14 protein-coding genes are annotated in these 14977 nt (G+C 72.5%); 13 read left to right on the top strand and 1 reads right to left on the bottom strand.

From position 1 onward, the window contains the following. Window positions 1-13: 13 nt before the first annotated feature. From AMA02S_RS07195 to AMA02S_RS07155, 9 genes are all read left to right on the top strand, one after another. Window positions 14-943, top strand: coding sequence for a Zn-ribbon domain-containing OB-fold protein (locus AMA02S_RS07195; protein WP_067453453.1), 930 nt, complete (start codon window positions 14-16; stop codon window positions 941-943). Beyond that, a complete protein-coding gene (locus AMA02S_RS07190; RefSeq protein WP_067453450.1) occupies window positions 940-1980 on the top strand; it encodes a thiolase family protein in 1041 nt (346 codons plus the stop codon). The genes AMA02S_RS07195 and AMA02S_RS07190 overlap by 4 nt, the downstream gene beginning before the upstream one ends. Next, the gene (locus AMA02S_RS07185; RefSeq protein WP_067453446.1) at window positions 1973-3130 is read left to right on the top strand and encodes a thiolase family protein; all 1158 of its coding nucleotides are present in this window, start codon (window positions 1973-1975) and stop codon (window positions 3128-3130) included. The genes AMA02S_RS07190 and AMA02S_RS07185 overlap by 8 nt, the downstream gene beginning before the upstream one ends. A gap of 9 nt (window positions 3131-3139) precedes the next feature. After that, window positions 3140-4702, top strand: a complete 1563-nt coding sequence (locus AMA02S_RS07180; RefSeq protein ID WP_067453444.1) for an acyl-CoA synthetase — start codon at window positions 3140-3142, stop codon at window positions 4700-4702. A 227-nt stretch (window positions 4703-4929) separates the two neighbouring features. Further along, on the top strand, window positions 4930-5397 hold the full coding sequence (locus AMA02S_RS07175) for a MarR family winged helix-turn-helix transcriptional regulator (RefSeq protein WP_157430436.1): 468 nt from the start codon (window positions 4930-4932) through the stop codon (window positions 5395-5397). A gap of 596 nt (window positions 5398-5993) precedes the next feature. After that, a complete protein-coding gene (locus tag AMA02S_RS07170) occupies window positions 5994-6362 on the top strand; it encodes a DoxX family protein (protein WP_067453437.1) in 369 nt (122 codons plus the stop codon). Between the two features lie 78 nt (window positions 6363-6440). Then, complete coding sequence (locus tag AMA02S_RS07165; protein ID WP_067454012.1) at window positions 6441-8048, top strand: serine/threonine-protein kinase; 1608 nt, start codon at window positions 6441-6443, stop codon at window positions 8046-8048. Window positions 8049-8194: 146 nt separating this feature from the next. Continuing rightward, window positions 8195-8962 (top strand): SDR family oxidoreductase, encoded by a 768-nt coding sequence (locus tag AMA02S_RS07160; RefSeq protein WP_067453432.1) that lies wholly within the window; start codon window positions 8195-8197, stop codon window positions 8960-8962. 116 nt (window positions 8963-9078) lie between these two features. Beyond that, the gene (locus tag AMA02S_RS07155) at window positions 9079-9369 is read left to right on the top strand and encodes a Fe-S cluster assembly protein HesB (protein WP_067453429.1); all 291 of its coding nucleotides are present in this window, start codon (window positions 9079-9081) and stop codon (window positions 9367-9369) included. Between the two features lie 51 nt (window positions 9370-9420). On the opposite strand, the gene AMA02S_RS41470 is transcribed toward AMA02S_RS07155, so the two are convergent. Continuing rightward, window positions 9421-9585 (bottom strand): hypothetical protein, encoded by a 165-nt coding sequence (locus AMA02S_RS41470; RefSeq protein WP_157430435.1) that lies wholly within the window; start codon window positions 9583-9585, stop codon window positions 9421-9423. 95 nt (window positions 9586-9680) lie between these two features. On the opposite strand from AMA02S_RS41470, the gene AMA02S_RS07150 reads away from it, so the two are divergent. The 4 genes from AMA02S_RS07150 (at window position 9681) to AMA02S_RS07135 (ending at window position 14952) form a co-directional block, all read left to right on the top strand. Beyond that, window positions 9681-10331 carry an MBL fold metallo-hydrolase gene (locus AMA02S_RS07150; protein WP_067453426.1) on the top strand — a complete coding sequence of 217 codons (651 nt, stop codon included), beginning with the start codon at window positions 9681-9683 and terminating at the stop codon, window positions 10329-10331. Next, window positions 10328-11017 (top strand): HAD family hydrolase, encoded by a 690-nt coding sequence (locus AMA02S_RS07145; protein WP_067453423.1) that lies wholly within the window; start codon window positions 10328-10330, stop codon window positions 11015-11017. The genes AMA02S_RS07150 and AMA02S_RS07145 overlap by 4 nt, the downstream gene beginning before the upstream one ends. A gap of 141 nt (window positions 11018-11158) precedes the next feature. Then, on the top strand, window positions 11159-11362 hold the full coding sequence (locus tag AMA02S_RS07140; protein ID WP_067453419.1) for a PspC domain-containing protein: 204 nt from the start codon (window positions 11159-11161) through the stop codon (window positions 11360-11362). Between the two features lie 149 nt (window positions 11363-11511). Next, complete coding sequence (locus tag AMA02S_RS07135; RefSeq protein ID WP_067453416.1) at window positions 11512-14952, top strand: DEAD/DEAH box helicase family protein; 3441 nt, start codon at window positions 11512-11514, stop codon at window positions 14950-14952. The last annotated feature ends 25 nt before the right edge of the window (window positions 14953-14977 follow it).

The raw sequence follows: 14977 nt of genomic DNA, 5'->3' as shown, positions 1-14977 counted from the left end.
CGGGACCACGCCGATGCGATCTGAGCCGAACCACGTCCTGGAGTTCCCCGGCGGGTACACCCGCTCGGTCGGCCCGGTGATCGGGCGGTTCCTGAGCGAACTGCGCGACGGGCGGCTGGTCGGCGTCCGCACCGCGCGGGGCAGGGTCCTCGTCCCGCCGTCGGAGTACGACCCCGACACCGGCGACGACGTGACCGGCGAGTTCGTCGAGGTCGGCCCGGCGGGGACGGTCACGACATGGTCGTGGGTGCCCCGCCCGGCGAAGGAGCATCCCCTGCGGCACCCGTTCGCCTGGGCGCTGATCCGGTTGGACGGCGCCGACACCGCGCTCCTGCACGCGCTGGACCTCGGCGAGCTGGCGGAGGGCGCGGAACCGCCGCGGTCCCTCGCGACCGGGATGCGCGTCCGGCCCCGATGGCGGACGGAGCGCACCGGCGCCATCGGCGACATCGCGTGCTTCCGGCCCGAGGTCACGATGATCAACGCGCCGGCGCGGCTGGAGTACGACCTGCGGGGCGGGCGGGCCCTCGAACGGTTCCTGGAGGGCATCGGCGAGGGCAGGATCCGCGGGCACCGGTGCGCGGTGTGCGGCCAGGTCATCGTCCCGATGAAGGGCCTGTGCCCGCGCGACGGCGTGCCGACCTCGCAGGAGGTGGAGCTGCCGGACACCGGCACCGTCACCACGTTCGCCGTCAACCACATCCCCGACCCGCGCGCGCCCGAGGTGCCGTTCGTGTCCGGCTACGTCCTGCTGGACGGTGCCGGGGTCGCGCTGCTCACCCTCATCGCGGGTGTCCCGGCGAACCAGGTCCGGATGGGCATGCGGGTCAGGGCGGCATGGCGTCCGCGCGAGGAGTGGGGCCGCACCATGGCCAACATCACATGGTTCGAGCCGTCCGGCGAGCCGGACGTCCCCTTCGACCAGATCAAGGACCACCTGTGAGGCGCCGGGTCGCGGTGGTCGCGTTCGCGCAGACCCACCACACGGGCGAGGACGGCGGGCTGCTGGAGACCGAGCTGCTCGCCCCCGTCATCACCGAGATCAAGGACACGACCGGGCTGCGCCGCTTCGGCTTCACCTGCTCGGGGTCGTGCGACTACCTCGCGGGCGCGCCGTTCTCGTTCGTCTCCGCCCTGGACGCGGTCGGCGCGTGGCCGCCGATCTCCGAGAGCCACGTCGAGATGGACGCCGCGTGGGCGCTGTACGAGGCATGGGTGAGGCTCCAGCACGGCGACACCGACACCGCGCTCGTGTACGGATTCGGGAAGTCATCGCAGGGAAACCTGCGCGCCATGTTCACCCAGCAGCTCGACCCGTACCACCTGGCGCCCTTGGGAATCGACCAGGTTTCCCTGGCGGCGCTCCAGGCCCGCGCCTATCTGGAACGGTCGGGCGCCAAGGAGGACGACCTGCGCGCGGTGGCGGCGCGGTCCCGCGCGTCCGGACGCGACAATCCGTTCGCGCTGCACCTGCCCGAGCCGCAGGACACCGGCTACGACGTCGCCCCGCTGCGCCCCCACGACGTCGCGCCGATCACCGACGGCGCGGCGGCGATCGTCCTGGCGGCGGGGGACCGGGCCCGCGACCTGTGCGAGCGGCCGGCGTGGATCACCGGCATCGACCATCGGAGCGAGGCCCACGCGCCGGGCGTCCGCGACCTGACCCGCTCGGCCGCCGCGCGCCTCGCGGGAGAGCGGGCGGGCGCGTCCGGCATCGAGGTCGCCGAACTACACGCCCAGTTCAGCCACGAAGAACTGATCCTGCGGGAGGCGCTCGGGCTGGGCGACGCCGTGGCCGTCAACCCGTCCGGCGGCCCGCTGTCGGCGAACCCCGTGATGGCGGCGGGACTGATCCGCATCGGCGAGGCCGCGTCCCGCGTCCACGACGGGACGGCGGGCAGGGCGCTCGGCCACGCCGCGTCCGGGCCGTGTCTGCAACAGAACCTCGTCTGCGTCCTGTCGGGAGAAGACCATGGGTGACCCGTGCGCGATCATCGGCATCGGGCAGACGGCGTACCGCACCAGACGGCTGGACGTGTCGATCCCCGGCCTGCTCCGCGAGGCGGCCCGGCGGGCGCTCGACGACGCCCAGCTCACCTGGAAGGACATCGACGCCGTCGTCATCGGCAAGGCGCCCGACCTGATCGAGGGCGTGCTGATGCCCGAGGCGATGCTGGCGGACGCGCTCGGCGCCACCGGCAAGCCGATCATGCGGGTGCACACGGCGGGCTCGGTCGGCGGGTCCACGGCGATTGTCGCGGCGGGCCTCATCCAGGGCGGCGTGCACGAGCGGGTCCTCACGGTCGGGTGGGAGAAGCAGTCGGAGTCGAACGCGACATGGGCGCTGACCGTCGACTCGCCCTTCACGACGTCCCTGGTCGTCGGCGCGGGCGGGTATTTCGCCCCGCACATCCGCGCCTACCTGCGCCGCTCCGGCGCCCCCGACCACATCGGCACGCTGGTCGCGGTGAAGGACCGGCAGAACGCGCTGAAGAACCCCTACGCGCACCTGAGGATCCCCGGAATCTCCCGCGAGATGGTCGAGTCGACGCCCATGCTCTGGGAGCCGATCCGCTACCTGGAGACCTGCCCGTCCTCGGACGGGGCGTGCGCGATGGTGCTGGCCTGCGAGGACGCCGCGAAGCGTGCGCCGTCCCGGCCGGCCTGGGTGCACGGCACCGCGATGCGCTCCGAGCCGCTCATGTTCGCCGGGCGCGACACCGTCAGCCCGCAGGGCGGCAAGGACTGCGCGGCGGACGTCTACCGGCAGGCCGGTATCACCGACCCGCGCGCCGATCTCGACTGCGCCGAGGTGTACGTCCCGTTCTCCTGGTACGAGCCGATGTGGCTGGAGAACCTCGGTTTCTGCGGCGAGGGCGAGGGCTGGAGGCTCACCGAGTCCGGCGCGACCGCGCTGGACGGCGACATCCCGTGGAACCCCTCCGGCGGCGTCCTGTCGGCCAACCCGATCGGCGCGTCCGGGATGATCCGGTTCGCCGAGGCGGCGCTCCAGGTCCGCGGCCAGGCCGGCGACCACCAGGTGCCTGGCGCCCGCCGCGCCCTCGGCCACGCCTACGGCGGCGGCGCCCAGTTCTTCGCGATGTGGATCGTCGGCGACACCAAGCCGTAAGGACATCCGATGGAGTACAACCACGCCGACCTGTTCGAGGGCGTCGCGGACGCGATCGGGGCTCGCCTCGCCCTGGTGTGCGGCGACCGGCGGCTCACCTTCGCCCAGCTGGACGAGCACGCCAACCGTCTCGCGCACCACCTGGAGGCGGCGGGCGTGCGGCCCGGCGAGCACGTCGCCGTCCAGCTCTACAACGGCGTCGAGTACGCCGCGGCGCTGCTGGCCGCACTGAAGATCCGCGCCGTCCCGATCAACGTGAACTACCGGTACGTGGAAAGTGAGCTGCTCTACCTCTACCGCGACTCCGACAGCGTCGCACTGCTGTACGACGTCGAGTTCGAGGACCGGATCGCGGCCGCCGCCCCCGCCGCGCCGGAACTGCGGCATCTGATCGCGGTCGGCGGCACCCCGTCCATCCCCCGCGCCGTCGCCTACGACGAGGCCCTGCTGGACGCCCCCGGCACACGCGGCTTCCCGCCGCGCTCACCCGATGACACCTACATCATCTACACGGGCGGGACGACCGGGATGCCCAAGGGCGTCATGTGGTCGACCGAGCGCCTGCTCCTGGCGTTCTGGAACCCGATGCTCCCGCGCCCGTCCCGTCCCGAGGACGTCGTCGCCATGGCCCGCGACGGCGGCCCGCTGGTGATGATGCCGGTCGCGCCGCTCATGCACGGTGCCGCGCAGATGGCCACCTGGATCGCCTGGTTCATGGGCGCAACACTCGTCTACACGCGGGGCTTCGACGCCGCGGCCGTCTGGCGGGCCATCGAACGCGAGCGGGTCAACTCCCTGACCGTCACCGGCGACGCCATGGCGATCCCGATGGCCGACGAGCTGGCGCGGGGCGGCTACGACGCCTCGTCCCTGCTGGTCTACGTCTCCACTGGCGCGATTCTCAGCGGCAGCGTCCGCGACCGCGTCCAGCGGCTCCTTCCGCACACCGTCATCCTGGACCGCTACGGCTCGACAGAATCCGGCTCGACGGCCGCGGCCGTGTCGGGCTCGACACCGGAGAAGGGCCTGCGCTTCGCCCCGGACGTGGCCGACGTCACCGTCCTGGACGACGCGCTCCAGCCCGTCGAACCGGGTTCCGGCGTCATCGGCCAGGTGGCGCGCACCGGTCACATCGCACGCGGCTACTACAACGACCCGGAGAAGACCGCCCGGACGTTCCCCGAGGTGGACGGCCGGCGCTGGCTCCTCACGGGTGACATCGCCACCGTCGAGAAGGACGGCTCGATCGCCGTCCACGGGCGCGGCTCGCAGGTCATCAACACCGGCGGCGAGAAGGTGTTCCCGGAAGAGGTCGAGGCCGTCCTCAAAGGCCACCCCGCCGTGTACGACGCCGTCGTGACGGGCGTCCCGGACGAGCGCTGGGGCTCGCGCGTCGCCGCCGTGGTCCAGCCGTCCGGCGAGGCGCCGTCCGCCGCCGAGTTGGACGTGCACTGCCGTCGCGTGCTGTCCGGCTACAAGGTGCCCCGCGTGTACGCGTTCGTCGCCGAGATGCAGCGCTCACCCGCGGGCAAGGCCGATTACCGCTGGGCCAGGAGGATCGCCGAGAAGTAGGGGGCCCCGAACCTTCGTGGGATTCGGGGCCAGGAGCGGCCCCTGTTAGCGGCCCTAACAAAATCCAGTTTAGTGGCGTCCGATGGCGGGCCGACCACGACCAGGTGTCTCGTCCGCCACACCCGGCCGTCGCCTTCCTGTCCACCGCACCACCTCGGCGGCTAGAATCTCCCGTAGAGAGCCGCTCTTGATGTGTGTTTCTCTATATGAGAGAAGGTGACGGTGTGATGACCCCGGAGCGCGGGCGCATGGCGGGAGAGCTGCAAATGGAGATGCAGCGCAGCACGATGTTCACGGTGCTGCTGCACCACGCCACCGCGAGCAAGGCGGGCATGAACGTCACGGACGCGCAGTGCGTGAACGCCCTGTCCCTGGACGGCCCCCAGACCCCGGGCGGTCTGGCGCAGCTCATGGGCATCACCACCGGCGGCGCCATCACCGCCGTGATCGACCGCTTGGAGAAGGCCGGCTACGTCAGGCGCACCCGCGACCCCGACGACCGCCGCCGCGTGATCGTCGAACTCGTCGAGGAGAACGTCGCCCGCTTCGGCCGCTACTTCGAGCCCATCGGCCGCATGTTCCAGGACCGCCTCGACGACTTCACCGACGACCAGATCGCCTTCCTCCTGGACTGGGTCCGCACCAACAACGCCGCGATGCCCGACGTCATCGAAGAGATCCGCCGGCTCCCCTGACATGCGGGAGCCACTGGGCTCCGGGACAGCCCCTCGTTCGTCCCGGAACCTCAAGGCGCCGACCCGCAAAGGGGGTCCGAGGACGGTCGCGGCGGTCCCCCCGGCCGCGGCAGACCGCCCCCGGAGTCTCGTCGCGCGGGTGACAACCCTCCCCTGACCGCCACGCCACAGGTCACACAACCTTGGAGAGTGACTTCCATCACACTCTCGCCATGGTGGCCGCCTGGAGAGCTGTACTCCCGGCCCCGGCGGCCCGGATGTGGCCTGACGGAGCAACCGAGTCACGGGCTGCGTTCGCCGACTTGCGGTCATGGTGAGATGACGTGCAGGTGGCTTGAGGGGGCATGAGGAGAGGAGCTGGGGGAGCTGCCGGCCCTGTTCGGACACACCGCCGCGCAGACCCCGGCCGACGAAGCGGGCCGTTGCCGGTTGTGGCGGTCATGGCTGGCCCATCGCCGGACTCTTCCCCGAGGGCGGCATCCGGCGTTTGGTTGTTGGGTCGCAGGTCAGCGGCGTGGAGGGGGACGGCCGTCGCGGTGACTGTTTCGGGCCCCCGCTCTATTGGACGGGGTGTCTCATCTGTAAGAATCCGAGGCATGACCGACTCGCTCGCCACCCGCCGTCTCGTGTCCTTCATGGCCGCGATGGGGGCGGCTCATCTGCTCGTTCCGCGGCCGTTCGACACGCTCGTGCCCGAGCGGCTGCCGGGGCGCCGGCGGGGCTGGACCTATGCCAGCGGCGTCGCCGAGCTGGCCTGCGCGGCGGCCGTCGCCTATCCGCGGACGCGGAGGGCGGGCGCGCTCGCCACCGCGGGGTTGATGGTGGCGGTCTTCCCCGCCAACCTCAAGATGGCTCGTGACTGGCGGCGGCGATCCTGGCCGCTGCGGGTCGTGGCCTACGGGCGGCTTCCGCTTCAGGTGCCCCTGATCGGCTGGGCCCTGCACGTGGCGCGAGAGGCGGATTGACCCGGCGGGACCTTCGGTGTGCGGGGGCTGCGGCTGCGATGAGAGCATTTCGGGCATGTGCGGACGACGAACGGGCCGGTGACCGTGGAGCCACTCCGTCCTGAGGACCCGTCCGACATCGGTGGCTATCCCGTGCTGGCGCGCCTCGGCGCGGGCGGCATGGGGCAGGTGTATCTGGGGCTGACCGGTGGCGGGCGGCATATCGCGCTCAAGGTGATCCGCGAGGACTTCGAGGGTCCGACGGCGCTGGCCCGCTTCCGCCGTGAGGTCGAGACCGCCGAGCGCGTGCGCAGCCGGTTCGCCGCGGCGATGGTGGGGGCGGGGCTCGACGCGCCGCCGTACTGGCTGGCCACCGAGTACGTTCCCGGGCCGACGCTCCGGCAGGCGGTGGCCGAGCACGGGCCGCTGCGGCCCGCGACCTGCCTGCGGCTGCTCGCCGCGCTGGCCACCGGCCTGCTGGAGATCCACCGGCAGGGTGTCCAGCACCGCGACCTCAAGCCCGGCAACGTCATCCTGTCTCCGGACGGACCCCGGCTGATCGACTTCGGTATCGCGCGCGGGGAGGATCAGACGCAGATCACCCGGACCGGCGCCTGGAACGGCACGCCCGGATACGTCGCGCCCGAGGTCGTGCGGGAGCAGGAGCCCCGTCCCGCGTCCGACATGTTCTCGCTGGCGGGCACCATCGCCCATGCCGCGACCGGACGGCCCCCGTTCGGCGGCGGGCGCATCGAGGCGATCCTGCACCGGACGCTGAACGGCGAGATCGATCTGGACGGCGTCGACCCGCAGGTGGCCGAGATCGTCGCCATGTGCGCGGACAAGGATCCGGCCAAGCGGCCCACTCCCGAAGAGCTGCTCCAGCTGACCGCCGCCCACGGTGCCCTCACCGGCGACGCCGACTACCGGCGGATCGTGGGCGTGTCCCCGCCGATGCCCACCAGCGTCCCGGACGCCGTCGCGTCCGGGCTCGTCCCGCCCGATCGCGCCAGGACGACCGGCGGTGCGGGGCGGCGGAGTGTCATCCTCGCGGTCGCGGGCGTGGTCGCCGCCGTGCTGGTGGGGTCGCTCGGCGCGCGTGCCCTCATGGACGACGACGGCAAGGGCGACGGTGGAGGCAAGGGCACCGGTGCGGGGCCTGGCGTGACCGGCGCCGGCGCAGGTGCGTCGAAGCCCGCCAGTACGCCGGCGTCGCCGCGTGGAGGGCAGGCTTCGGGGAACCGCCCGCCGGACGTGATCCTGGTGAAGCAGCCCACCGATGACTTCAACCAGTTGCACTGGTCCAAGGCGGACTTCGCATGCCTTCCGGCGATCCGTCCCGAGGACATGAAGCTCGCCAACGACGTGCAGACGTCGGCGCCGCGCGTCCCGTACACCAAGTCCACGGTCGACGTCGGGATGCGCTTCAAGTACGCGCGGCCGTCCCGCTACTACGTGGCCGCCGAGATCCGGCCTCCCGGCGACCAGCAGGGCAACGGTGTGACGGGGATCGTCAGGAGCAAACCGCGCCTGTATCCGGCGGGCGATGCCGGGCTGACCCTCCACTATCCGGCCGACTTCGACTGGGACGGGTCGGGCAGCGCGGCGTACCCACTGGTGAAGGGCGACTGGACGGTCATCTGGATGCACGTCCGCGCCAACGGCGACGCCTACTACATGGGGTGCGACGGCTTCAACGTCGGCTGACGCGCGACACCCGGCCGCGGCGGCGAGGGGTCCGCGGGGTCGGCGTCGGCGAGCAGGATCTAAGTGACTGACGAGTAAGTCATGTAGATACAGTGAGCCGAGTCATCCCGGCATGCGGGCGCGTGGGCAGGAGAGGAAGAGCGCGGATGCGGACTGGACTGCAAGGGAAGACGGCCCTCATCACCGGGGCGTCCCGGGGGATCGGCAAGGCGATCGCCCACGCGCTGGCGGGCGAGGGCGCCAATGTCGTGCTCTCGTCGCGCAGGCAGGAGGCACTGGACGAGGCCGCCGCGGAGATCCGCGCCGCGTCCCCCGGTGTCGGCGTGCTGGCCAAGGCCGCCCATGTCGGCGACCGCGACCAGGCCATCGCCTGCGTGGACGCGGCGGTCACCGAGTTCGGCGGCCTCGACGTCCTGGTCAACAATGCCGGCACCAGCCCCTACTTCGGCCCGATGGCCGACATCGAGCCCGCGGCGGCGGCCAAGACCGTCGAGGTCAACCAGTTCGCCGTCGTGCAGTGGACGCAGCTCGCCTGGCGCGCCTCCCTGCGCGAGCGCGGCGGCGCCATCGTCAACATCGCTTCCGTCGGCGGCCTGGTCACCGAGCACGGCATCGGCTACTACAACGCCACCAAGGCCGCGGTGATACACCTCAGCCGCCAGTTCGCGATGGAGCTCGCACCGCGCGTCCGCGTCAACTGCATCGCCCCCGGCCTGGTCAAGACTGCCCTCGCCCGCGCGCTGTGGGAGGACAACGAGGAGCAGATCGCCAAGTACACGCCGCTCGGACGGATCGGCGTCCCCGAGGACATCGCGAGCGCCGCCGTGTTCCTGGCCGGCGACACCGCGTCCTGGATGACCGGCCAGACCCTGGTGGTGGACGGCGGCGCCACCATCCGCCCCGCGATCGCCTAGGCGGTGAGCCGCTCACGGACTGGGTAAAGCCCGGACCGGACCGTGTTTATGGCCTGACACAACGGGGAGGGTGGGGCAGATCCGATCCAGAACGAAAGAGACGTGAGGAGCTGATCGTGCTCACGCTGACCAGCGGTGCCGTCCAGGTCATCCGGACCGTGACCGCCAATCCGGAGCTACCGCCCGAGACCGGTATCCGCATCGAGTCCGGAGTCGACGGCTCCGACGCCCTGCGGCTGTCGGTCGCCCCCGAGCCCGAGGCAGGCGACCAGGTCGTCGAAGAGCAGGGCGCCAAGGTGTACCTGGAGTCGCGGGTCGCGGAGATCCTGGAGGACAAGACCCTCGACGCCCAGGTCGACCCACAGGGCGACGTGTCCTTCACGATCGCCGACGGCGCCACGACCTGAGGCCGACCCGGAGGACCGGGACGCCGGATCCGGCGTCCCGGCCCCGGGGGCTTATGACCTGATGGCCATCACGACGGCGACCACGGCGAAGACGAAGGCCGCTGTGGTGAGGACCATGAAGGCGGCGATCACCGCGCAGGCCAGGCCGCGCGGCTGGTCGCGCCATGTTCCGTAGTGATCGCGCACTTGCTGGTCCAGTTCCTTCCGTGAGGACACGCGCCCCAGTGTCCCACCCCGCCGCCGACGTCATGGCCAGGACGGGAGCGGGGGTCATCCGGGGATGTGATACGGCCGCGTGGAAAGATCGAACGATGCGTCTCACCAAGCTCGGACACGCCTGCGTCCAGATCACCCGGGACGACCGGACGCTCATCATCGATCCCGGCTCGTTCAGTGGCGCCGCGAACGCCCTTTCCGCGTCCGACGCCGTTCTCATCACGCACGAGCATTTCGACCACTTCGACGCCGACGGACTGCGCGAGGCCCTGGCCGCGCGTCCGGCCCTAGAGGTGTGGACGTCTCGGGTCGTCGCTGAGAGTCTCGCCGACCTCGGCGGCCGTGTCCACCAGGTCGGCCACGGGGACGCGGTGACCATCGCCGGTTTCGATGTGCACGTCTATGGCGAGGAGCACGAGATCCTGCACCCTGACGTGCCGCCCATCCCGAACGTGGGCTTCCTGGTGGACGGTGAGGTGTTCCACCCGGGCGACGCCCTCACCGTCCCGGCGGAGCATGTGCCGACGCTGTGCCTGCCCGGCAACGCACCCTGGATGAAGATCCCCGAGCTGTACTCCTACGCGCGGGCGGTGCGTCCGGAACGTGCGTTCGTCGTGCATGACGGTCTGCTGAACGACATCGGCCTGTCCGTCATGGAGAAGCACGTGTCCGCCGCGGGCGAGGAACTCGGCGGTGACTTCCGGCGGCTGGCTCCGGGCGAGTCCGTGGATCTGGTCGTCGCGTGACCCCCGAACCTCCCGCGCCGCGCCCGATCCAGGCGGTGTTCTTCGACATCGGCGAGACGCTGATCAACGAGGGCGAGATCTACGGGCGGTGGGCCGACTGGCTCGGCGTACCCCGGCACACGTTCCTCACCAAGCTGGGCGCCCTGCTGGCGACCGGCCGGGACCACATGGATCTCTTCGAGTACTTCCGTCCGGGATTTGACCTGGAGACCGAGGAGAAGCGGCGGGCCGAGGCGGGCGTGCCGAACGGGTTCGGCCCGGACGATCTGTACCCGGACGCGCGGGCGTGCCTGTCCGGGTTGCGCGGCCAGGGCCTGTATGTGGGCATCGCGGGCAACCAGCCGGTGGAGGCAGCCGCGCAGATGGCGGCGCTGGGCCTGGACGCGGACGTGGTCGGGATCTCCGACGTCTGGGGCATCCGGAAGCCGTCGCAGGAGTTCTTCGAACGCTGCGCCCAGCTCGCCGACGTCCTGCCCGAGCACGTCCTGTACGTGGGGGACCGCATCGACAACGACGTGCGGCCCGCGCTGGCGTACGGGATGCCCGCCGCGTTCCTCAGGCGCGGCCCCTGGGGACACATCCAGGAGGACCTCCGGGACGACCGGGAGGCGCTGGGCGGCTGCCTGTTCGTCCTGGACGACCTGGCCTGTCTCCCCGGTCTGGTCGAGCGGCACAACGCCCCCTAAGGGGCATCCCCTAATCCCGGAGTAGGGCGCTCGAACGGACCGATCGGCCGATGTGAGAAGCGGTGTCCGGTTCGTAGCTTGGAGTATGTGGCCGCAGCGACCGCGACCACGTACCGCTCAACGAATCGGGGAGAAGAAATCATGAACGGCCTCTACCGTCCGCGCGAGGGCCGGATCATCGCAGGCGTCTGCGCCGGGCTGGCACGCCGGTTCGGCATGGCACCCTGGACGGTCCGCCTGCTGGCCCTGCTGTCCTGCCTGCTGCCCGGCCCTCAGTTCGTGGTCTACCTCGTCCTGTGGGTGATGCTTCCCAGCGAGGACCGCCACATGGCCAGCACCCACTGATCGCGACCTGCTAGATGGCGCCAACCGAGCCCGCCTGACCCGCGCCCGCCGCGACACCGCGCCGCATGATCATCGGAAGCCCTTGGCCGGGCCCGTCCAGGGGTGTTAGATCGGGGCACACCGTTCCCAGCGGGAGGGAAGGAGCCGCGGTGCCGGACGAGGGCCCGGGCGCGGAGCAGGCCGAGCGGGCGGCCCGCCTGCTCGGGTACCTGCGCGACCTGGCGCGGGCGCGGCGGCGGCCCGCCCGCGACCTGGCCGGGCATGATCAGGTTCATTGGCTCGCCGGGTTGCCCGGCGACGTCTACGTGGAGGCCGACGCGGGCCCCGGCGACGTCCTGTTCAGCGTCCCGGTCATCCCGCTGGCCCCGCCGGGGGTGCTGGAGGAGTTCGACGGCTGGCTCGGGCTGCGGCACTGGTACCGGATCCTGCGCGATCTCGCCGAGCAGGTCCCCGAGCAGGGCAACGAGGTGGTCCTCGCCACCGGCCTGCTCGCGTGGCGTCCCGGGCAGGGCCCGCCCGTCCACGACCATCTGCTGCACACGCCCGTCCGCATCGTGGTGGACGAGCGGACCGAGCGCGTCGACGTCGTCCTCGCCGGGCACACCAGCCTGCGTGACCGCGAGCTGCTGGCGGACCGGCAGGAGTTCAGGCCGGTCGGCTGGGTCTCGGACGCGGTGCAGGCCGGGCAGGGGTTCGGGCTGAACGCCTCGGTCGGCGACGTCCTGCGCAAGTGGTGTTCGATCGCCTTCGCGCCTCCCGCCGCCCCCGGGTCGCCTGCCCCGGACTCGCCCGTCGCCGAGGGCGCGGCGTACCGCGAGGACTGGGCGCCCGACCCCGCCGGGCCCCTCCCGCCGGTGCCCCGTGTGCGGCTCGCGCCCGCGCTGGTCGTCCGCCCGCCGGGACGGACTGCGGTCGCCGGCTACCACAGCGCGCTGGTCGGCCTGCTGGCCAACGGGACACCCGTCCCCGAGGGCCTCGCACGGTTCATCGCCCGCGGCGGCGGGCAGCATGTGCGGCACATCGAGAAGGTGGAGCCGCACACCACCCGCAACTTCCTCGCCGCCGTGCTCGACCGCGGGATGCGGGTGCTGGTCGCCACGTCCGGCACGGCGGCGTCGGAGGCGCTGCGCGCGGCGCTCCCGCCGGGCCTGGCCGCCCTGGCGGTCGCCGACCCGGCCGCCGCGGGGGTGACGGCGGACGCGATCCTCGCCCGCGCGGCCGACCACGACCCCGTCCGCGAGCGGGCGCGCGCCGTCACGCTCGCCGAGCGGGAGCAGGCGACCGATCTGGAGATCGCCGGGCTGCGCGAGCGGCTCCGGAGCGCGGAGGAGAGCGGCGCCACCGACCTCGGCTCCGGCTACCGCGGTGGGCTCGGCGAGCTGGCCCGGCGGCTGCGCGCCGAGGCGCCCGAGCTGTCGTGGCTGCCCGTCCGCCCGGAGATGCCGCCGGGGCCGCCGATCTCCCGGGCCGAGGCGGCGGAACTGGTCGTGCTGCTCGCCGAGGAGACGCCGGCGCGCAAGGCCCGCGGAGACCAGCGCGACGTCGACCCCGGCGCGCTGCCGAGCGCCGCCTACGTGCGCACGCTGATCGAGGCGGAGGCCGTCGCGTCCGAGCGCGTGGCGCGCTCGGAGACCGACCTGTCCCGGCGGCTGCGCGAACGCGATCCCGCGCTGCTCGCCCGGCTCGACGGGGCCGCCTCCGTCGTCGGCGCGGCACTCCACGACCTCGGGCTGGACGGCCATCCGGGCGGCTGGAACCCCGCAGACCTCGCCGTCCGCGCGTTCAGCGACGCCCTCGCCCACCGCCGCCCGCTGGTGTGGACGCGGGTCGCGGAGATGGCGTCGCGGGCACGGTGGGCCGAGCGCGCCGCCGCGGGCATGGCGGGCCGCAGGGTCGAGCTGCCGCCAGGTGAACTGCACCTGCGCAAGCTCGCCGGCATCGCCCAGGACCTGCGCGCCTACCTCGCCGACGGCGGCAGCCTCAAGCGCGGGCCGCTGCGGTCGACGGCGCAGCGGCAGGCCGAGGTGCTGCTGACCGGCGCGACGGTGGACGGCGCGGCGCCGACCACGCCCGAACTGCTCGACCTGGTCTTCACCGAGCTCATGATCCGGATGACCTGCCAGGAACTACAGTACGTCTGGGAGGCCGCCGGGATCTCCTTCCCGGCCGACCCGCCGACCGCCGACCGCCTGGTCCGCTTCGTTCGCGCGCACGCGCGCCTCGGTCGCGTCCGCGACGCGATGCCCGCGGTGAACGAGACCGTGGACCTTCTCGACCGGTCCGGGATGACCGTCCCGCTCAACCATCCGCTCCAGTGGTACGGGTACGTGTCCGCGCTGGAGAGCGCGGTGGAGGGCCTCGGCGTGAACCGCGCCGCCGCCGACCTCGACGCGCTGCGCGACTCCATCGGCCCGGTGGACGGCGACGACCCGCCGGAGCTGCACGCCGCGCTCGCCGCCATCGACGGCCGGGACGCCGCCGCCTACGGCCGGTGCCTGGGCGCGCTCGCCGAGGCCCGGCACGAGCGGGCGCTGCAACTGCGCTGCGAGGAGCTGCTGTGGCGGGTCCGCGAAGTTCATCCCGATCTCGCGAACCTGCTGGTCGCGACCGACGGCGACCACTCCTGGCAGGCCCGGACGAAACGCTGGGACGAGGCGTGGGCGTGGGCCCGCGCGTCGGCGCGGCTCGCCGAGACCGTGCCGTCCCCGGCCGAGGAACGGCTCGGCGCGGCGCTCACCGAGGCCGAGGAGCGGCTGCACGCGGTCCAGGACGAGCTGGCCTCCGTCCGCGCGTGGAACGCCGTGCTGGCCGCGCTGCCGCCGGGCGCGCCGGCGTCCGCGCCGTTCGCGCCGTCCGAGATCGTCCCAGCATGGATCCTGCCGCTCTGGCGCATCCCGGACGTGCTCCCGCCGCATCCCGGTCTGTTCGACGTCGTGATCGTGGACGGCGAGCACGGCGCCGGCGCCGAGGCGCTCTTCCTGCTGTGGCTCGCGCCCCGGCTGATCCTGGTCGGCCCGTCCGGTCAGGATCTGCCCGTCCCGGACGGTCCCGTCCCCGCGACCCCGTTGCCGGACGCCCTGCGCGGGCGTCTCACCCCAACGACGCCGCTCTTCGCGTTCCTGACCTCGGAACCTGAGCTCTCTGACTCGCAGGTCCCCGAGCCGCGTCCCGCTCCCGAGGCCGTGCCCGAGCCGGATCCGGTGCCCGAGCCCGTGGCTCAGCCGGCGCCCGAACCGATGCCCGAGCCTGAACCCGTGCGCGAGGCCGTGGTTCAGCCGGCGCCCGCCCCGGTGGCCGAGGAGCCGCAGCACGAGCCGGTCCAGCCGGTCGCGGTCGAGATGGCGCAGGAGGCGGCCGAGGTGGTGACCGAGGCGGCGCCGCTCCAGGTTCAGCGCGGCCGGTCGATCGTCGGCTACAAGCGGTCCGAGCTGGTCGAGCTGGTCGGACGGATCGCCGCACGCGAGCCCGAGCTGAGCGACGAGCAGATCGTGGAGCTCGCCCGGCGGCTGCTGGCGTGCCCGCCGGACGAGGCGCTCCTCGTCGGGGCCCGGCTCCGCTACGCCGTGGAGGCGTACCGGGAGGGCACCTAGTGGAATGATCCGTTCCGTTCGGCTA

Origin of the sequence: Actinomadura macra NBRC 14102, from assembly GCF_001552215.1 — a bacterium.
Classification (GTDB): Bacteria; Actinomycetota; Actinomycetes; order Streptosporangiales; family Streptosporangiaceae; genus Spirillospora; species Spirillospora macra.
This window is presented reverse-complemented; position numbering and strand designations above follow the sequence as displayed.